Origin of the sequence: Salmonella sp. JXY0409-18 (assembly GCF_020268625.1) — a bacterium.
In the GTDB taxonomy this organism is placed as follows: Bacteria; Pseudomonadota; Gammaproteobacteria; order Enterobacterales; family Enterobacteriaceae; genus Salmonella; species Salmonella enterica.
On the sequence record NZ_CP084216.1, the window covers coordinates 4,211,034 to 4,229,487 of the forward strand.

At 53.5% G+C, this 18,454-nt stretch carries 17 protein-coding genes and 1 pseudogene; 5 read left to right on the plus strand and 13 right to left on the minus strand.

Annotated elements, in window-relative coordinates; all coding sequences use genetic code 11:
* Positions 1 to 122: 122 nt before the first annotated feature.
* Together dusA and LDB27_RS20470 are read right to left on the minus strand one after the other, a co-directional pair.
* Positions 123 to 1,121 carry a tRNA dihydrouridine(20/20a) synthase DusA gene (gene dusA / locus LDB27_RS20465; RefSeq protein WP_001527561.1) on the minus strand — a complete coding sequence of 333 codons (999 nt, stop codon included), beginning with the start codon at positions 1,119 to 1,121 and terminating at the stop codon, positions 123 to 125.
* 87 nt (positions 1,122 to 1,208) lie between these two features.
* Positions 1,209 to 2,519 (minus strand): conjugal transfer protein TraF, encoded by a 1,311-nt coding sequence (locus LDB27_RS20470; RefSeq protein ID WP_001039338.1) that lies wholly within the window; start codon positions 2,517 to 2,519, stop codon positions 1,209 to 1,211.
* A 246-nt stretch (positions 2,520 to 2,765) separates the two neighbouring features.
* On the opposite strand from LDB27_RS20470, the gene zur reads away from it, so the two are divergent.
* Positions 2,766 to 3,281, plus strand: a complete 516-nt coding sequence (gene zur / locus LDB27_RS20475) for a zinc uptake transcriptional repressor Zur (protein ID WP_000416271.1) — start codon at positions 2,766 to 2,768, stop codon at positions 3,279 to 3,281.
* 99 nt (positions 3,282 to 3,380) lie between these two features.
* On the opposite strand, the gene LDB27_RS20480 is transcribed toward zur, so the two are convergent.
* From LDB27_RS20480 to LDB27_RS20500, 5 genes are all read right to left on the minus strand, one after another.
* Positions 3,381 to 3,590 (minus strand): CsbD family protein, encoded by a 210-nt coding sequence (locus LDB27_RS20480; RefSeq protein ID WP_001030592.1) that lies wholly within the window; start codon positions 3,588 to 3,590, stop codon positions 3,381 to 3,383.
* A gap of 21 nt (positions 3,591 to 3,611) precedes the next feature.
* Entirely contained in the window at positions 3,612 to 3,725 is a 114-nt protein-coding gene (locus tag LDB27_RS20485) for a hypothetical protein (protein WP_001575282.1), read from the minus strand.
* Positions 3,722 to 5,047 carry an MATE family efflux transporter DinF gene (gene dinF, locus LDB27_RS20490; RefSeq protein WP_001128112.1) on the minus strand — a complete coding sequence of 442 codons (1,326 nt, stop codon included), beginning with the start codon at positions 5,045 to 5,047 and terminating at the stop codon, positions 3,722 to 3,724. The genes LDB27_RS20485 and dinF overlap by 4 nt, the downstream gene beginning before the upstream one ends.
* Positions 5,048 to 5,224: 177 nt before the next feature.
* Positions 5,225 to 5,833 carry a transcriptional repressor LexA gene (lexA, locus tag LDB27_RS20495; RefSeq protein ID WP_000646079.1) on the minus strand — a complete coding sequence of 203 codons (609 nt, stop codon included), beginning with the start codon at positions 5,831 to 5,833 and terminating at the stop codon, positions 5,225 to 5,227.
* Positions 5,834 to 5,941: 108 nt separating this feature from the next.
* Positions 5,942 to 6,310 carry a diacylglycerol kinase gene (locus tag LDB27_RS20500; protein ID WP_000002900.1) on the minus strand — a complete coding sequence of 123 codons (369 nt, stop codon included), beginning with the start codon at positions 6,308 to 6,310 and terminating at the stop codon, positions 5,942 to 5,944.
* Positions 6,311 to 6,480: 170 nt separating this feature from the next.
* Between LDB27_RS20500 and plsB the strand changes: the two genes are divergently transcribed.
* A complete protein-coding gene (gene plsB, locus LDB27_RS20505; protein ID WP_000017357.1) occupies positions 6,481 to 8,901 on the plus strand; it encodes a glycerol-3-phosphate 1-O-acyltransferase PlsB in 2,421 nt (806 codons plus the stop codon).
* Positions 8,902 to 8,999: 98 nt separating this feature from the next.
* Here the strand turns inward: plsB and ubiA are convergent, their stop codons facing one another.
* The 5 genes from ubiA to malK form a co-directional block, all read right to left on the minus strand.
* Entirely contained in the window at positions 9,000 to 9,872 is an 873-nt protein-coding gene (gene ubiA, locus LDB27_RS20510) for a 4-hydroxybenzoate octaprenyltransferase (RefSeq protein ID WP_000455249.1), read from the minus strand.
* 13 nt (positions 9,873 to 9,885) lie between these two features.
* Positions 9,886 to 10,383 carry a chorismate lyase gene (gene ubiC / locus LDB27_RS20515; RefSeq protein ID WP_000019217.1) on the minus strand — a complete coding sequence of 166 codons (498 nt, stop codon included), beginning with the start codon at positions 10,381 to 10,383 and terminating at the stop codon, positions 9,886 to 9,888.
* Positions 10,384 to 10,563: 180 nt separating this feature from the next.
* Positions 10,564 to 11,481 (minus strand): maltose operon protein MalM, encoded by a 918-nt coding sequence (malM, locus tag LDB27_RS20520; RefSeq protein WP_000782494.1) that lies wholly within the window; start codon positions 11,479 to 11,481, stop codon positions 10,564 to 10,566.
* 163 nt (positions 11,482 to 11,644) lie between these two features.
* The gene (locus LDB27_RS20525) at positions 11,645 to 13,003 is read right to left on the minus strand and encodes a maltoporin (RefSeq protein WP_000973678.1); all 1,359 of its coding nucleotides are present in this window, start codon (positions 13,001 to 13,003) and stop codon (positions 11,645 to 11,647) included.
* Positions 13,004 to 13,091: 88 nt separating this feature from the next.
* Positions 13,092 to 14,201, minus strand: coding sequence for a maltose/maltodextrin ABC transporter ATP-binding protein MalK (malK, locus tag LDB27_RS20530; protein WP_000179176.1), 1,110 nt, complete (start codon positions 14,199 to 14,201; stop codon positions 13,092 to 13,094).
* Between the two features lie 361 nt (positions 14,202 to 14,562).
* Here malK and malE point away from each other — a divergent pair, with 361 nt between their 5' ends.
* A complete protein-coding gene (gene malE, locus LDB27_RS20535; protein ID WP_000695415.1) occupies positions 14,563 to 15,753 on the plus strand; it encodes a maltose/maltodextrin ABC transporter substrate-binding protein MalE in 1,191 nt (396 codons plus the stop codon).
* Here the strand turns inward: malE and LDB27_RS24005 are convergent.
* Positions 15,702 to 15,842: pseudogene (locus tag LDB27_RS24005) on the minus strand (hypothetical protein); the annotation flags it as partial. The gene malE and the pseudogene LDB27_RS24005 sit on opposite strands and share 52 nt — an antisense overlap.
* Positions 15,843 to 15,884: 42 nt before the next feature.
* Between LDB27_RS24005 and malF the strand changes: the two are divergent.
* Both malF and malG read left to right on the plus strand, forming a co-directional pair.
* Positions 15,885 to 17,429, plus strand: coding sequence for a maltose ABC transporter permease MalF (gene malF / locus LDB27_RS20540; protein ID WP_001100758.1), 1,545 nt, complete (start codon positions 15,885 to 15,887; stop codon positions 17,427 to 17,429).
* 14 nt (positions 17,430 to 17,443) lie between these two features.
* The gene (malG, locus tag LDB27_RS20545) at positions 17,444 to 18,334 is read left to right on the plus strand and encodes a maltose ABC transporter permease MalG (RefSeq protein ID WP_001252081.1); all 891 of its coding nucleotides are present in this window, start codon (positions 17,444 to 17,446) and stop codon (positions 18,332 to 18,334) included.
* Positions 18,335 to 18,454: the final 120 nt, after the last annotated feature.

Consider the following 18,454-nt stretch of genomic DNA (forward strand, 5'->3'; position numbering starts at 1 on the left):
CCGGGTTTGGTCAGGTAAGCTATTACAAAAATCATGCCAATATTTATGTTTTTGATATATAAAGAAAACGCCCTGCAAGACTGCACAGAGCGTGGTAAGATTGACTAATTTTTGGCGAACTTTTAACGCTTGTCTGCTACCAGTTTTAGCGCCTGCTCCAGTACAGCAACATCCGCGCCAGCTTTATGGGCGTTTTCGCTCAGATAGCGACGCCACTGCCGCGCGCCGGGGATGCCCTGGAACAACCCCAGCATATGGCGAGTGATATGCCCCAGATACGCTCCCTGGCTCAATTCACGCTCAATATAGGGATACATCGCGCGAACCACCGTAACCGGGTCGGCATCGGTGGTATCGGCGCCAAAGATCTCCCGATCCACCGCGGCCAGTATACCCGGATTCTGATAAGCTTCGCGGCCAACCATGACGCCATCCATATGGCGCAGGTGCTCCTTCGCCTCTTCCAGCGATTTGATGCCGCCGTTAATGGACATGGTCAGGTGCGGAAAATCCCGCTTTAGCTGATAGACGCGCGGGTAATCCAGCGGCGGGATCTCACGATTTTCTTTCGGGCTTAAGCCAGAAAGCCAGGCTTTGCGCGCATGGATAATAAACATCTCGCATTCGCCCTGACCGGAAACCGTATTGATGAAATCACACAGAAACGCATAGCTGTCCTGATCGTCAATACCAATGCGGGTTTTTACCGTTACCGGAATCGAGACGACATCACGCATGGCTTTAACACAATCGGCGACCAGTTGCGCATTGCCCATCAAACAGGCGCCAAACATACCGTTTTGCACGCGATCGGAGGGGCACCCCACGTTGAGGTTAATTTCATCGTAGCCACGCGCTTCCGCCAGCTTTGCACAATGCGCAAGCTGAGCCGGATCGCTTCCACCAAGCTGTAGAGCGACCGGATGCTCTTCTTCGCTGTAAGCCAGATAGTCACCCTTACCGTGAATAATCGCGCCCGTGGTCACCATTTCGGTGTAGAGCAGCGTCTGGCGAGACAGCAAACGCAGGAAATAGCGGCAATGTCTGTCCGTCCAGTCGAGCATAGGCGCGATGGAGAAGCGATAAGCAGGAAAAGCGGAGGACTGGGTTTCAGGCTGCATGGCGAATAAATAAGCATCCGGTTAAAAAAGGGGCGTTACTATAGCATAACGCTAAACCGGAGGCGTAGCGCCTCCGGTGAAAGCACCTCAGAATGTCATTGTAAGCTGCGCGCCTGCCCCCCAGGTTTCATCTTCGCCGTACAGTCCCATTAAGTCGAGATGCACACGGTTAAAGGGCGCAAAACCAAGACCGCCGGTAACTACATTGCTATCGTTATTTTTCACATCCGCACGATACCCTGCGCGCACCGCCAGCCATGACAACGGTCGAACTTCAGTGCCGACACCCACGTACTGTGAATTGTCTTCGCTCTTAAAGCCTTTCGTTTCCGTCAGATCGCCATCGGCGCTTACGGTCAGCAAATCGTTATGCCATGCGACGCCCGCGGTAACCAGGGGGCGGATTTGGTATGTATCTTTGTAGTTGGTGGTTTCTCCCGTCATACCATTAGTGATGTAAATATCTTTCGTATCGATATCGCGAGATACCAAATTTTGCCCGCTCAGCCCCAGCGTCCAGTTTTCACCGATATCGGCAGCAAGCCCCGCATCAATGTTAAAACCCGTATCGTCATTGCGATAACGGCTGCTATTCCAGTCGCTACTGTCGTAGTTATAAATTGAGGTGGTGTAGTTATAGAGCCAGGTTTTTTGCAGTTTTGGCGTAACGCCAATGGAAACAGGCACCTCGCCCACCACAAACTGCTTCGCCAGCGCAATACCGTAGTCAGATACAATCGCTACCCGCCCCGACGCGGTAGAGTTTAAATGCTTTGTAATTTCGTCAGACCCCAGCAAAGCAGCGCGTCCTGCTTCACGAAGCGCGACACGTTCATCATGCTGGATATCGCGCAGATACTGAATATCGTTCTGATCAATGGACGAACTCACGCGCCCATGCGCATAACCTTTGGCGATAAACGCCACGGAAAGCGTTTGCCCTGGAATACTTACCGCCAACCCGGCGCCGGCATTGGCGCGGGCGGTTTTTCCGTTGAGATATTCCAGCTCATCGGCCAGGTCGCGCGCGGCGCCCTGAAATTGATTCAGCACGCCTCGCGGATTGAGCAGAATTTGCCCCAGCGTAAGGTTATCGACGACCTCATCGTAGTAATCCACTTTATCGCTGATATCGTCAATTTCATCCTGGAGATTGTCTTTATCCGTAATCTGGACGCCGACCGCAGGAAGGACAACAGTGATATTGTCTTCCGGTTTGGCTTTTGCCAGTAACGCCGGATTTAATAGTACTCCGCTGCCATAATTCGCGGACGCAACGCCCGTCCCGCCCATTGCGTCATTACGCGCTTCCGTCCAGGTATTGGCGGCGCTCGCCTGCTTTGCCATAAAAAGCGAGACCGCAATAGCAATCAGTGAAAGTTTGACGTTTTTGTTCACAGTTAGCCCATCTTATTATCAGGTGAAGTAATTCCTCCGCCACGCTTTACCGGACAGAGGCGAACTATTGCTGTGAAATAGTGATGTTAAATCCTGTTGTTATAATATCGACCCTCATTAGGTATAGATGAGAATACTGGCGCGGAAAAGCTTAGCAGGCGATATATTGTCGCGGGGTAATTTCAGAGTTTTAAGCAGCTCGTGGTAAAGTAGCGGATTAGACTTTCATGCCATTCGAGGTGCTACATGGAAAAGACCACAACGCAAGAGTTACTGGCGCAAGCTGAAAAACTCTGCGCGCAGCGCAACGTGCGCCTGACGCCTCAGCGCCTCGAAGTGCTGCGCCTGATGAGTCTGCAACAGGGTGCCATCAGCGCATACGATTTGCTCGATTTGCTGCGCGAAACGGAACCACAGGCCAAACCGCCCACCATCTACCGCGCGCTGGATTTTTTGCTCGAACAGGGTTTTGTCCATAAAGTGGAATCCACCAATAGTTATGTGGTTTGCCACCTGTTCGACCAGCCGACGCACAGCTCGGCCATGTTTATCTGCGATCGTTGCGGCGTGGTGAAGGAAGAGTGTGCCGAGGGCGTGGAAGACATCATGCATACGCTGGCGGCTAAAATGGGCTTTGCGCTACGACATAACGTTATTGAGGCGCACGGTCTGTGCCCTGCGTGCGTAGAAGTGGAAGCGTGTCGCCATCCGGGCGACTGTGGTCACGATCACTCGGTGCTGGTGAAGAAAAAACCACGTTAGCCTGAACGGAAAAACGGGCGGCAGTAGAGAGGGGCACGCCCGCATTCACAGGCAAACAGGGGGAAGCACATCCATGTACTCCTGGTAGGGGAAAACATATTACCAGCGATAGTTGTTACGGGTTTCCCAGTCAACAACCTCTTTTTCCGCCTGATCTTTCTGGTAACCGTAACGCTCCTGGATTTTACCTACCAGTTGGTCGCGTTTACCTTCGATAACGGTCATATCGTCATCGGTCAGTTTGCCCCATTGTTCTTTCATTTTACCTTTAAACTGTTTCCAGTTACCGCCGGCTTCGTCTTTATTCATCATCTTGTCCTCATCATTCGGTTAGGAATAGCAGGTGTTATTCGCCCAAATGCACTGCAATTTCTGCTGGACGTGATAATAATTGTAGGCAGGAATTCGGCCTTCGGTTTTATATTCAGAATTTTTAACCGTCACGATCTGGCAAACCATGTACCCTCGCGCCAGTGACGACGCCAGATAAGGCTCAACGACAGACCGCGAAGCGCCAGGAACACGGTTAATGCCAGCCATAAACCATGATTTCCTAATACCGGCAGAGCGAAGAGCGTCAGCGCGAATCCTCCCGCGGCGACAGCCATGCTATTGCGCATTTCGGCAGCGCGCGTCGCGCCAATAAACATACCGTCGAGCAGATAGCACCATACGCCCACCAGCGGTAATACCACCTGCCAGATAAGATACCGATCCGCCAGTAGCTGTATTTGCGGCAATGAGGTCAGTAACGCGACAATATGTTCGCCTGCCAGGGCATAGACTGTGGAAAACAACAAGGCCACAATTCCTGACTGACGACACGCCGCTCGCCAGACGTCCAGTAGCTTGCTACCGTCACGCGCGCCGTAAGCCTGACCGGAGTGCGCCTCCACCGCATAAGCAAAACCGTCCAGCGCATAGGCCGTAAAGGTGAGTAAGGTCATCAGGACTGCATTTACCGCGATAATATCGCTGCCCAGCCGCGCGCCTGACACCGTGATTGCGCCAAAACAAAGCTGAAGGAGCAATGAGCGCAGCATGATATCGCGATTGAGCGCTAAAAGGCGGCGCACGTTGCCGCGCCAGGCCTGTTTTAGCATATCCAGCGACACACCGCGGAGATGGAGAACTTTACGTACCATCATAAAGCCGATCAGTAATGTGGCATATTCTGCGATGACCGTCGCCAGGGCGGCGCCCTGCACGTTCATATGAAGTCCCATCACCAGCCACAGGTCGAGCGCGATGTTGAGGATATTGCCCACGACCAACAAGATAACCGGCGCCCGCGCATACTGAACGCCTAACAGCCACCCGAGCAGCACCAGATTCGCCAGTGACGCGGGAGCGCTTAGCCAACGAATTTCAAGGAAGCGTCTCGCCTGCACCAGGACAGCGTCGTTCCCGCCGACAATATGTAAAGCCAGCTCGATAAGCGGCGTGCGAAATAGCACAATCATCACGCCAGCGCCCAGTGCCAGCAATAACGGTTGAATGAGCGCCCGGGCTAACGCCTGCGGATTTTTGGCGCCAAATGCCTGCGCCGTTAGTCCGGTGGTGCTCATACGTAGAAATAGCAGCAGCATGAAAAGAAAGCTGGTGGCAGTCGCGCCCACCGCCACGCCGCCCAGGAAAACCGGGCTGTCCAGATGACCAATCACCGCCGTATCAACCAGCCCCAGTAAGGGGACGGTGATGTTAGAAAAAATCATCGGCAGCGCGAGACGCCAGAGAGCTTTATCAGAGGAGGTAAAAAGCGGCATGGAGAAAAGCCTGACAAGGAGTTAAACGAAACGAGCGCATTGCCGGATGGCGACGTAACGCCTTATCCGGCCTACAAATTAATCATCTCAGGAACTGCATTCCCGTAGGCCTGATAGCGCAGCGCCATCAGGCTGCACGATTGCCGGATGACGGCTTACAAGGAGATTAAAAAGAGATTACAACCATTCCCCGTTGCGAATGACGCCTACCGCCAGCCCTTCAATCGTAAAGCTTTGTTCGCGCAGATCCACCACTATCGGTGTAAACTCACTGTTTTCCGGCAGCAACTCCACTTTATTGCCCTGCTTTTTCAGGCGTTTTACTGTCACTTCATCGTCAATGCGAGCGACAACCACCTGGCCATTACGGACGTCCTGCGTTTTATGTACCGCCAGCAAATCCCCATCCATAATACCGATGTCTTTCATCGACATACCGCTCACGCGCAGCAGGAAATCGGCGCTGGGTTTGAACAGTGAAGGATCGACCTGGTAATGGCCTTCAATATGCTGCTGCGCAAGAAGCGGTTCACCCGCCGCGACACGCCCGACAAGCGGTAATCCGTCCTCTTCTTCCTGTAACAGACGGATACCTCGCGATGCGCCGGAAACGATTTCAAGCACCCCTTTGCGCGCCAGCGCTTTAAGGTGTTCTTCCGCAGCGTTTGGGGAACGGAACCCCAAACGCTGCGCGATTTCCGCACGCGTCGGTGGCATACCTGTCTGGCTGATGTGATCCCGGATGAGATCAAACACCTCTTGTTGCCTGGCCGTTAACGCTTTCATTCCGCCCCCTGGGTGTATATACAGTTATGCTGTGAGTATATACAGTTAAAGGTGATTTTGGAACCACAAACGGCGCAAAAAACAAGAGATTTATAAAATTTGGAACCTTTATCGAAAATGTGACCATAACAGGATGCCCCAGGTCATCAGGGCAACGAAAATAGACAGTAGCACCGCAGCCGATCCCATATCTTTCGCACGGCCGGAAAGCTCATGGTATTCAGAACCGATGCGGTCCACGACCGCTTCAATAGCGCTGTTGAGGATTTCAACAATCATGATAAGTAAAACGGAACCTATCAATAACACACGGGTAATCGCATCCACATCCAGCCAGCAGGCGATGATGACGCCCAGCAATACCGCGATACTTTCCTGGCGAAACGCCGCTTCGTGAGTCCATGCGGCGCGAAATCCTTTCCAGGAATATCCTGCCGCTTTGATAATTCTGGTGAATCCAGTGGTATTATTGGCCATCAAAAGAACCTTTTTACATTATTAACGTCAATGACATTATACGGTTGCCCTGCACGATTCGAACTGCCGTAACGCAGCGCGAAGTATGACGGGATACAACAGAAATTCGCTAAACTTTCTGATATCCTTGCACCGCATTTGCATTATTAACCAGAGGCTTTACATCGTTTATGTCCGGCTGGCCACGAATTTACTACAAATTACTGAATTTACCATTAAGCATACTGGTAAAAAGCAAGTCTATTCCGGCGGAACCCGCCCAGGAATTGGGGCTCGATACTTCTCGCCCCATTATGTATGTCTTGCCATACAACTCAAAAGCGGACTTACTGACGCTGCGGGCTCAATGTCTGGCGCACGATCTCCCGGATCCGCTGGAGCCGCTGGAGATCGACGGCGCGCTGTTGCCACGCTATGTATTTATTCACGGCGGACCGCGTGTCTTTACCTATTACACGCCAAAAGAAGAGTCGGTGAAACTTTTTCACGATTATCTCGATCTGCATCGGAGTAATCCGGCTTTGGACGTGCAGATGGTGCCCGTTTCCGTGATGTTTGGCCGCGCGCCGGGTCGTGAAAAGGGAGAAGATAACCCGCCTTTACGTATGCTGAACGGCGTACAGAAATTCTTTGCCATCTCCTGGCTGGGTCGCGATAGCTTTGTCCGATTCTCGCCGTCCGTCTCATTGCGTCGTATGGCTGATGAACACGGCACCGATAAAATCATCGCGCAGAAGCTGGCTCGCGTGGCGCGTATGCACTTTGCTCGCCAGCGCCTGGCGGCGGTTGGCCCACGCCTGCCCGCTCGTCAGGATCTGTTTAACAAACTGCTGGCCTCGAAAGCGATCGCTCGCGCGGTAGAAGACGAAGCGCGCAGTAAGAAAATCTCTCATGAAAAAGCGCAGCAAAACGCCATTGCGCTGATGGAAGAGATCGCGGCGAACTTCTCTTACGAGATGATTCGTTTGACCGACAGGATTTTGGGGTTTACCTGGAACCGACTGTACCAGGGGATTAACGTGCATAACGCCGAGCGCGTACGCCAACTGGCGCACGACGGGCATGAAATCGTCTATGTACCCTGTCACCGCAGCCATATGGACTATTTGCTCCTTTCTTATGTGCTGTACCATCAGGGACTGGTTCCGCCGCACATTGCCGCCGGTATTAACCTTAATTTCTGGCCCGCTGGCCCAATTTTCCGTCGTCTGGGCGCGTTCTTTATTCGTCGCACCTTTAAGGGGAATAAACTCTATTCCACCGTCTTTCGCGAATACCTGGGCGAGCTGTTCAGCCGCGGCTACTCGGTTGAGTATTTTGTCGAAGGAGGACGTTCGCGTACCGGACGTTTGTTAGATCCGAAAACCGGCACCCTGTCGATGACTATCCAGGCGATGCTGCGCGGCGGTACCCGTCCAATTACGTTAGTGCCTATTTACATCGGCTATGAGCACGTCATGGAAGTGGGCACCTATGCGAAAGAACTGCGCGGCGCGACAAAAGAGAAAGAGAGCCTGCCGCAGATGCTGAAAGGCTTGAGCAAGCTGCGCAATCTGGGTCAGGGCTACGTTAACTTTGGCGAACCGATGCCGCTCATGACGTACCTGAACCAGCATGTGCCGGAGTGGCGCGAATCTATAGACCCTATAGAGGCCATACGCCCAGCCTGGCTGACGCCGACGGTAAATAGTATCGCCGCCGATCTGATGGTGCGTATTAACAACGCTGGCGCGGCAAACGCGATGAACCTGTGTTGTACCGCGCTGTTAGCGTCGCGTCAGCGCTCGCTCACCCGCGAGCAGCTCACCGAGCAGCTTGATTGCTATCTCGATCTGATGCGCAATGTCCCTTATTCCACAGACTCAACCGTTCCTGCCGCCAGCGCTGGCGAGCTCATCGCTCACGCGCTGCAGATGAATAAGTTTGAGGTCGAGAAAGACACCATTGGCGATATCATCATTCTGCCGCGCGAGCAGGCGGTGTTGATGACCTACTATCGTAACAATATCGCGCATATGTTGATTATGCCTTCGCTGATGGCGGCGATTATCACCCAGCATCGTCGCATTTCGCGTGATGCGTTGCAGCAGCATGTTGAAGCGCTCTATCCGATGTTAAAAGCGGAGCTGTTCCTGCGCTGGGAGCGCGAGGAGTTAGCCTCGGTCATTGACGCTCTGGCCAGTGAAATGCAGCGTCAGGGGCTAATCACCCTGCAGGATGATGAACTGCATATCAACCCGGCGCATTCCCGTACGCTGCAGCTGCTGGCGGCAGGCGCGCGTGAAACGCTACAGCGTTATGCCATTACGTTCTGGCTGTTGAGCGCCAATCCGTCCATCAACCGCAGTACGCTGGAGAAAGAAAGCCGTACCGTGGCGCAACGTCTGTCTGTCCTGCACGGTATTAACGCGCCGGAGTTTTTCGACAAAGCGGTGTTCAGTTCACTCGTGTTGACGCTACGGGATGAGGGTTATATCAGTGATACGGGCGATGCCGAACCGGCAGAAACGATGAAGATATATCAGATGCTTGCCGATCTGATTACCTCTGATGTCCGTCTGACGATTGAAAGCGCGACGCAGGGCGAGTAAGCCAGTGCCTGAAATGCCCGATGGCGTAAGCTTATCGGGCAACTGATATGACGTATTGAAAATTTTGGCTTTGTAGGCCGGGTCCGCCCGGCATGACATCAGAAGTGCCAGTAACTCATCGCCAGCCCTAAAAATAGCACCAGGCCAACGTAGTTATTGTTCATAAAGGCTTTAAAGCAGGCTTCACGTTCACGGTTCGCAATCAGTTTTTGCTGGTAGACAAACAGCGCGCCCGCCACCAGCACAGCCCAGTAATATCCCCATCCCAGACCATTCAACCAGCCGATCAGCGCCATTAACGCCATGACGCCAAGCTGCAGAATCCCGATAATCAATGTGTCATAACGACCAAACAGGATCGCCGTCGATTTAATGCCTATCTTGATATCATCATCTCTGTCGACCATCGCATATTGCGTATCGTAAGCCACCGCCCAGAGAATATTGGCGAGGAACATCAGCCAGCAGCTCAACGGCAGGGATTCGCTCACCGCGGCGAACGCCATGGGGATTGACCAGCCGAAAGCGGCCCCCAGCACGACCTGCGGCAGGTGGGTGTAGCGTTTCATAAAGGGATAAACCCAGGCCAACGCCAACGCCGCCACGGAAAGCAGAATCGTCATCGCGTTCAGCGTCAGCACCAACAGAAACGCCAGCAGCACCAGTACCACAAACAGGTTGCGCGCTTCTTTCTCTGTCACGGCGCCGCTGGGTAAAGGCCGGTTGACCGTACGTTTTACATGTCCGTCAAATTTACGATCGGCATAATCATTTACCACGCAGCCCGCCGCGCGCATTAACCACACGCCAGCGACAAAAACCGCCAAAATCCACAGCTGAGGCATACCCGGTGTCGCCACCCATAGCGCCCAAAGCGTCGGCCAGAGCAGCAGCAACGCGCCAATAGGCTTATCTGTACGCATCAAACGGTGAAACGCCAGCAGCTTACTCTGCGTCAGACTCCACTCCATCTTTATCTTCCTCTCAGTACAGCGGCGATGCAGGTAAAAAAAGCTCGGTAAGCAACAGCGGTTTTCCGCTCAACCGCAGTCGAGAGCGGCGCCCCCATAGCGTTGCATCGCGTCCAATTTCAATAAAATCGCGGGTCAGTGTCGATGATGTAAATAGATAACGTCCAAGCGGGGTTTTACCCAGATGTTGTAAGACCTGTTCAGGTCCGCACAGCGTGGATTCCGGTACCACGGTACGTCCGGCAAGCCAGGGCTCGCCGTCAGCGCAAAGCAGTATCTCACGTAACCAGTAGCGGGATTCGGATGGCAGTAAACCTGATGCTTCCTCGACCTCACTTTGGCCGACAAACGCTTCCCGAATCAGCGTCACGCTTACCCGCTTTCCCAGTTGCTCAAAACGTTTAGTCATAGAATCTTCCAGCAACAGCCAGTCCAGCAAATGGGGTTCAAGCGCAGGAATCGCATCAAAATAGCGCAGCGCACGCAGTTGCGTTAACGCAGGGTGTGACATGCCTTACTCTCCGATTCATAACCTAAAGTCATTGTATCTCAGAAAAGACATTACGGGGGGCGCAATCACAATTAAGTGATCTGTTGCGCAACAAAAAAATAACAATTCGCATGAAATGATAAAAAAAGGTGCGCCAGGAGACGCACCAGTTGCTGCAAAATCAGCACTGTGGGGAAACAATTACCCCTTGCCTTTTACACTGCTGATAAAGGTGGAACGGGCAGATGTCGATCCCAGACGTTCGGCCTCATCAAGCAGTTTCAGCGCTTTATCGACGTCACCTTTCGCTACGGCATCCTTAATCGCTTTATTAAAGTAGCTTTCCGTATCGTTCAACATCGGTTCGCTTTTCTTCGGCGCGACTGGCGCTGGCGCAGCGACCGGCGCGGCGGTATTGCCTACCGTTACCGGCCCGGCACCGGACGAGCCAAACAACGGCCCGACCAATACGCTGGAGCTGCTGTTGGTTTTCACCTTCAGTTTCACCACGCCGTCAGTGGTATGGCGAGCAACTGGATCGGGAATATCCGGGATAGAGTTACCGACGCCTTTGGCGTAGGCTTTTGCCGGATCGAGCAGCGTAGTGGTTTGCTGAAGATCTTTTTCGGTCGTAAACACCAGAACATAGAGTTTCTGCTGCCCCAACGCAGGCGTCAGGCGCATCACGCCTTCCAGCCGGTCTGCGCTCATGACGCCCGGCTGCTGATAAGTAAAGTAACTGCTGGGGAAGAACGCCGAAGGCGTCATATTTTGGTCAAGAATCAACACGTTTGGCGCAAAAACGCTGGCTTGCTTATTGACCTCGCTGGTCAGAGTTAATGTCAGCTCGCCGATATTCGCCGGAACACTATAAGCGGCGACCGGGCCGGTAATGCCGGCGACGTCAAGGCGCTGGCCGCCAGTCGCCAGTTGGGTAGACTGCGTTTTTGACTGATCTACAGGCGTCCAGGTTAATTGCTGTAGCGCAGCAGCAGGAATAGCAGGCGCGGCGCTGGTATTTTGCGGTACATAGTTCACTTCCGCCAGGCTGATACCCGGCACGCTGGCGAACAGCCCTGCGGTTAAACAGAGGGCAACGAGACTTTTCTTCATTTTCATTATTCTCACCTCAATAAGGCGGGTTCAGCGGTAGCCAGGCAATAGCGCGCCAACCCAAACATATCGCCGAATGGCGGCTGGCGCCTTATTCGGCTTACAAGCATCATCAGACCTGATGTTTCAGAGGGGCTTGCGCCCCTCGTTACGTCAGACGACCATCGTATTACCACCAGATTTCCATCTGGGCGCCGAAGGTCCACTCATCGCTATCGCCACGGCTATTGGTGGAAATGCCGGAGTTAGTCGCTGCGGCATAACGGGAAATGTTATCGCCGTCTTTGATATAGCCCCATTTCTCATCCCATTTCGCGTAGGTGGCGAAAATACGGATAGCCGGACGCGACCAGATGCTGTCGCCCGCCTGCCACTGTTGCGCCAGGGTGATTTTATATTGATTGTTACGATCGCCGGTCTGCTGAGATTTCACGTTGTCGTAGCCGACTTCCAGCAGGGTACTCATGATTGGCGTCCACTTGTACATTGGACGTACGCCCACGGTCCACCACTCAGTACCCAGGTTATTATCCCAATCGATATTCTGGTACATACCGACGTACATCAAATCCCATTTATCACCAAGCGAGATGGCGCCATGATCCAAAATACGCCACATATCGCCATTATTATTGATGACCTTATTGGCATAATTAATTTTGGTTCCATCAGGCAATTCTTCAGTGAAAGATGAAGAACCGTCGGAACCACGCGCCTGGCCTTTACCCTGCGTGGTCATGGCATCGGTGGCATATTGCACGACAAACTTGTTATAGCCTTTCAACATGCTTTGCGTGTGTTCGGCGGTGAACATCCAGCCGTCTTTCGATGCCCCATCAGCCAGCTTATAACCATCGGTCGTATTGGCGCGACCGTAATCAACGCCCAGCTCCAGTACGCCGTCCGGGTTCGTTTGCAGACCAGCCAGACGTACGTCAAAGACGTCGTTAGCGGTATCTTTCACTTCATCATAAATATTCTGGCTGCTGAAGGTGTAAGAGCCGCCCGCTTCAGTAGAGCGGGTCGCCGCCAGTGAAAGCTTACCGAAGCCCAGATCGATATTTTCGATACCCGCGCCAGGACCTGAAATATCCCAGTAGTAGAAGTCGATCATGTGTACGTCATGACGCTGATAGAAGCGCTTACCGGCCCAGATGGTAGAGCCCGGCAGCCATTCAATCAGGTTTTTACCCTGCACGTTCGCTTCGCGGAAGGCGGGATCGGTCGATTCCCAGTCGTTCTGCTGGTTAACCGAATAGGCGACGTTGGTGTCGAAATAGAAGCTCTTATCGCCCTCTTTCCACACTTCCTGGCCCAGTTTCAGTTCCGCATAGGTTTCACATTCGTTACCGAGACGGTATTTACTTTGTGCACCGGTCACCTGGAAACATTGTTGTTCGCCGCCGCTTCCCGTCCAGCCAATACCGGAACGGGCGTAACCGTGGAAATCGACAGCCATTGCCTGAGCGGACATTACGCCCGCTGCGACAGCAACCGCCAGAGGGAGTTTGCGCAGAGTAATCATCATTCTATCTCCTGAGATCATTGCTTTTCTTTAAACGCTGCCACCTTCTAAAACTGCGAATGGTTTTGCGTTTCGTTTTTTTATGGAGGCCTTAAACACCCGGCTCTTGATGCAGACGACGACATGCGCTGCCATCCTCGCGGAACAGATGACAGCGCTCTGGCGGCAGGCCGATAGCGAATGTGGCGCCCTCTTCTACCAGCACCACGTCATTCTGGCGATAAACCAGGTTTTGACGGATGGCGGGGATCTGGATATGAATTTGTGTTTCGTGCCCTAACTGCTCGACCACCTGGACTTCACCTTCCAGGGTGACATCGGCGATATCGCTCGGCAGCAGGTGTTCCGGCCGAATGCCTAAAGACATATTGGCGCCGACCTGCACGCCGCGACTTTCGACCGGCAGCCAGATTTGCTGGCGATTCGGCAGTTCGACCTGGACTTGTTCAATCGCGGTGGCGGTCACTTTCACCGGCAGGAAGTTCATCTTCGGCGAGCCGATGAAGCCCGCGACAAAGCGGTCCGCCGGATAGTGGTACAGCTCCAGCGGCTTACCGACCTGCGCGACGCGACCGGCGTCCAGCACCACGATTTTGTCGGCCAGCGTCATCGCCTCGACCTGATCGTGGGTGACGTAAATCATCGTGCGGCCCAGACGTTTATGCAGGCGAGAAATTTCAATGCGCATCTGCACGCGTAGTGCGGCATCCAGGTTAGAGAGCGGTTCATCCAGCAAAAACACACGCGGCTCCGCTACCAGCGTGCGGCCAATCGCTACGCGCTGACGCTGACCGCCGGAAAGCGCTTTTGGCTTACGTTCCAGCAGATGCGCCAGTTGCAGCACTTCCGCCACCTGGTTGACGCGTTGATTCATAACCTCTTTTTTGGCGCCCGCCAGCTTGAGGCCGAAAGACATGTTTTCTGCAACGGAGAGATGGGGATAGAGCGCATAAGACTGGAATACCATGCCCACGCCGCGCTCGGCAGGCGGAATATCATTCATACGGGTTTCCCCGATAAACAGGTCGCCACTGGTAATGGTTTCAAGCCCGGCGATCATACGCAGCAAGGTCGATTTACCACAGCCTGACGGTCCGACAAACACCACGAACTCCCCGTCATGGATATCGAGGTTAATATCTTTCGATACCACCACGTCACCCCAGGCTTTCGTTACATTTCGTAGCTGTACGCTCGCCATGCCCTTCTCCCTTCGTTACAACCTGTCATTGACAGCAACATTCATGATGGCCTGACTATGCGCGATCCCTGACTGGGGTAAATCCTCCACCCCCCGGCTTTTTTATGGGGGAGGAGGCGGGAGGATGAGGACACAGCGCCTGAGACCACGGGCGCGGACAGAAAAGGAATTTCGTGATGCCGCCCGCAAAAATCGGCGTGTTTTTATGTGCGCCAGCACGCATTACTCACATTTATGTAACACAGATCACATAAAGCCGGGGTGGGGCGTAGGGGCGGGGAGGATGGAAAGAGGTTGTCGTATAAAGAAACTAGAGACCGTTAAACCACCTCTGTGTACATCACCAAAAAGGATGGGAGATATGAAGATTAAAACTGGCGTAGGCATCCTCGCATTATCCGCACTTACGACGATGATGATTTCCGCCCCGGCTCTCGCCAAAATTGAAGAAGGTAAACTGGTTATCTGGATCAACGGCGACAAGGGCTATAACGGTCTGGCCGAGGTCGGTAAAAAATTTGAGCAAGACACCGGCATTAAAGTGACCGTTGAGCACCCGGATAAGCTGGAAGAGAAATTCCCGCAGGTGGCAGCCACCGGCGACGGTCCTGACATTATCTTCTGGGCGCACGACCGTTTTGGCGGCTACGCGCAGTCTGGTCTGCTGGCGGAGGTCACTCCGGATAAAGCGTTTCAGGACAAACTCTATCCGTTCACCTGGGATGCGGTACGTTATAACGGCAAGCTGATCGCCTACCCCATCGCCGTTGAAGCCCTCTCCCTGATTTATAACAAAGACCTCGTCCCGAACCCGCCGAAAACCTGGGAAGAGATCCCGGCGCTGGATAAAGAACTAAAAGCGAAAGGGAAGTCGGCGATAATGTTCAACCTGCAAGAGCCGTATTTCACCTGGCCTTTGATCGCCGCTGACGGCGGTTACGCGTTCAAATTTGAAAACGGCAAGTATGACGTGAAAGACGTTGGCGTCGACAACGCCGGCGCGAAAGCGGGTCTGACTTTCCTGATCGATATGATCAAGAACAAAAATATGAGCGCCGATACCGATTACTCCATCGCCGAAGCAGCCTTCAATAAAGGCGAAACGGCAATGACCATCAACGGCCCGTGGGCATGGTCGAACATCGACAAGAGCAAAGTCAACTACGGTGTCACCCTGCTGCCGACCTTCAAAGGCAAACCCTCGAAACCGTTCGTCGGCGTGCTGAGCGCGGGGATTAACGCTGCCAGCCCGAATAAAGAGCTGGCGAAAGAGTTCCTCGAAAACTACCTGCTGACCGATCAGGGTCTGGAAGCGGTGAACAAAGATAAACCGCTGGGCGCCGTGGCGCTGAAATCTTTCCAGGAGCAGTTAGCGAAAGACCCCCGTATCGCCGCCACCATGGATAACGCCCAGAAAGGCGAGATCATGCCTAATATTCCGCAGATGTCCGCCTTCTGGTATGCGGTACGTACGGCTGTGATCAACGCCGCCAGCGGCCGTCAAACCGTGGATGCCGCGCTGAAAGATGCACAAAGCCGTATCACTAAGTAATGCCGCGAGCCTGTGCCGGATGGCGGCATAAATGCCTTATCCGGCCTACAACACACCGTAGGCCTGATAAGCGCAGCGCCATCAGGCACATCTCCGGCCAGGAAGTTTCAACGCTGTAGAGGAAAACCCCCATGAATGTCATTAAAAAGAAACACTGGTGGCAAAGCGACCAGCTTAAATGGTCAGTAATTGGTCTTCTGGGCCTGCTGGTGGGTTACCTTGTAGTTTTAATGTACGTACAAGGGGAGTATCTGTTCGCCATCATGACGCTGATTTTAAGCTCTGCTGGCCTGTATATTTTCGCAAATCGTAAAACCTACGCCTGGCGCTACGTTTACCCTGGCCTCGCCGGCATGGGGCTGTTTGTGCTATTCCCGCTGGTGTGCACCATCGCCATCGCCTTTACTAACTACAGCAGCACCAACCAGCTCACCTTTGAACGCGCCCAGCAAGTGCTGATGGACCGTTCTTATCAGGCGGGAAAAACCTATAACTTCGGTCTTTACCCGGCCGGCAACGAGTGGCAACTGGCCCTCACCGACGGAGAAACGGGCAAACATTACCTGTCTGACGCATTTTCCTTCGGCGGCGAACAAAAATTACAGCTGAAAGAGACTGATGCCCTGCCGGGCGGCGAACGCGCCAATCTGCGAATAATCACCCAGAACCGTCTGGCGTTGAACCAGATAACCGCCGTCCTGCCGGATGAAAGTAAAGTGATTATGAGCTCGCTACGTCAGTTTTCCGGTACCCGTCCGCTGTACACACTGGCTGATGATGGCCTGCTTACCAATAACCAGAGCGGCGTAAAATACCGGCCAAACAACGATAGCGGTTATTATCAGTCGATCAACGCCGACGGAAGCTGGGGTGATGAAAAACTCAGTCCTGGTTATACCGTTACTATCGGCGCGAAAAACTTTACGCGCGTCTTTACCGACGAAGGGATCCAGAAGCCTTTTTTCGCTATCTTCGTCTGGACCGTGGTCTTTTCGGTCCTCACTGTGGTGTTAACCGTGGCGGTTGGGATGGTATTGGCCTGCCTCGTACAGTGGGAAGCGCTGAAAGGTAAAGCTATCTACCGCGTCCTGCTGATTCTGCCCTACGCCGTACCGTCGTTTATTTCAATTTTGATTTTCAAAGGGTTATTCAACCAAAGCTTTGGCGAAATCAATATGATGCTGAGCGCGCTGTTTGGCATTAAACCTGCCTGGTTCAGCGCCCCCAACACCGCGCGGGCAATGGTGATTATCGTGAATACCTGGCTGGGCTATCCCTACATGATGATCCTGTGCATGGGACTGCTGAAAGCGATTCCGGATGACCTGTACGAAGCCTCCGCAATGGACGGCGCCGGTCCATTTCAGAATTTCTTTAAAATCACCTTACCGCTGCTGATTAAGCCGCTAACGCCGCTGATGATCGCCAGCTTCGCCTTTAACTTTAATAACTTTGTCCTGATTCAGTTATTGACCAACGGCGGGCCAGACCGCCTCGGCACCACCACGCCTGCCGGTTATACCGATCTGCTCGTCAGCTACACCTACCGTATCGCCTTTGAAGGCGGCGGCGGTCAGGACTTCGGTCTGGCGGCGGCCATTGCCACGCTGATCTTCCTGCTGGTAGGCGCGCTGGCCATCGTGAACTTGAAAGCCACGCGTATGAAGTTTGATTAAGGGAGATAATAACAATGGCTATGGTCCAACCCAAATCTCAAAAATTACGTCTCTTCATCACGCACCTGGGGCTGCTGATTTTCATCGCGGCGATCATGTTCCCGCTGCTGATGGTCATCGCTATCTCGCTACGTGAGGGGAACTTCGCCACCGGAAGCCTGATCCCGGATAAAATCTCCTGGGAACACTGGCGGCTGGCGCTGGGTTTCAGCGTGGAACATGCGGATGGTCGGGTAACGCCGCCTCCCTTCCCGGTCCTGCTGTGGCTGTGGAACTCGGTGAAAATCGCCGGTATTACCGCCATCGGCATCGTGGCGCTCTCCACCACCTGCGCCTACGCTTTCGCACGAATGCGTTTTCCAGGTAAAGCAACACTGCTCAAGGGGATGCTGATTTTCCAGATGTTTCCGGCGGTTTTGTCTCTGGTGGCGCTGTATGCGTTATTTGACCGCCTGGGACAATACATTCCATTTATCGGTCTGAATACGCATGGCGGCGTGATCTTCGCCTATCTTGGCGGCATTGCGCTGCATGTCTGGACGATTAAAGGCTACTTCGAAACTATCGACAGCTCGCTGGAAGAGGCCGCCGCGCTGGATGGCGCAACCCCGTGGCAGGCATTTCGCCTGGTGCTGCTGCCGCTTTCCGTACCGATTCTGGCGGTGGTGTTTATTCTGTCGTTCATCGCGGCGATTACCGAAGTTCCGGTCGCCTCGTTGTTACTGCGCGATGTGGACAGCTATACGCTGGCCGTGGGTATGCAGCAATATCTCAACCCGCAAAACTATTTGTGGGGCGACTTTGCCGCCGCCGCCGTCCTTTCCGCTATTCCTATCACCCTGGTGTTCCTGTTGGCGCAACGTTGGCTGGTCAACGGCCTGACGGCAGGGGGTGTGAAAGGTTAAGTCTTATCGAAGTACCTGCCCGGCAACGGGCAATGCCACTGCCCTCAACTTATGTTATCCCCACTTATGGTCGTATTTTGGCGCTCTTCGGAGCGCTTTTTTTATGTTATTTTGCATTGC

What these genes read in the sequence shown, in the direction of transcription:
- zur (WP_000416271.1), top strand. Translation starts at nt 2,766, where the DNA reads ATGGAAAAGACCACAACGCAAGAGTTACTGGCGCAAGCTGAAAAACTC.
- malM (WP_000782494.1), bottom strand. Translation starts at nt 11,481, where the DNA reads ATGAAAATGAAGAAAAGTCTCGTTGCCCTCTGTTTAACCGCAGGGCTG.
- lexA (WP_000646079.1), bottom strand. Translation starts at nt 5,833, where the DNA reads ATGAAAGCGTTAACGGCCAGGCAACAAGAGGTGTTTGATCTCATCCGG.
- malF (WP_001100758.1), top strand. Translation starts at nt 15,885, where the DNA reads ATGAATGTCATTAAAAAGAAACACTGGTGGCAAAGCGACCAGCTTAAA.
- ubiC (WP_000019217.1), bottom strand. Translation starts at nt 10,383, where the DNA reads ATGTCACACCCTGCGTTAACGCAACTGCGTGCGCTGCGCTATTTTGAT.
- malE (WP_000695415.1), top strand. Translation starts at nt 14,563, where the DNA reads ATGAAGATTAAAACTGGCGTAGGCATCCTCGCATTATCCGCACTTACG.
- malG (WP_001252081.1), top strand. Translation starts at nt 17,444, where the DNA reads ATGGCTATGGTCCAACCCAAATCTCAAAAATTACGTCTCTTCATCACG.
- dinF (WP_001128112.1), bottom strand. Translation starts at nt 5,047, where the DNA reads ATGCCGCTTTTTACCTCCTCTGATAAAGCTCTCTGGCGTCTCGCGCTG.
- dusA (WP_001527561.1), bottom strand. Translation starts at nt 1,121, where the DNA reads ATGCAGCCTGAAACCCAGTCCTCCGCTTTTCCTGCTTATCGCTTCTCC.
- LDB27_RS20525 (WP_000973678.1), bottom strand. Translation starts at nt 13,003, where the DNA reads ATGATGATTACTCTGCGCAAACTCCCTCTGGCGGTTGCTGTCGCAGCG.
- plsB (WP_000017357.1), top strand. Translation starts at nt 6,481, where the DNA reads ATGTCCGGCTGGCCACGAATTTACTACAAATTACTGAATTTACCATTA.
- malK (WP_000179176.1), bottom strand. Translation starts at nt 14,201, where the DNA reads ATGGCGAGCGTACAGCTACGAAATGTAACGAAAGCCTGGGGTGACGTG.
- LDB27_RS20480 (WP_001030592.1), bottom strand. Translation starts at nt 3,590, where the DNA reads ATGAATAAAGACGAAGCCGGCGGTAACTGGAAACAGTTTAAAGGTAAA.
- ubiA (WP_000455249.1), bottom strand. Translation starts at nt 9,872, where the DNA reads ATGGAGTGGAGTCTGACGCAGAGTAAGCTGCTGGCGTTTCACCGTTTG.
- LDB27_RS20500 (WP_000002900.1), bottom strand. Translation starts at nt 6,310, where the DNA reads ATGGCCAATAATACCACTGGATTCACCAGAATTATCAAAGCGGCAGGA.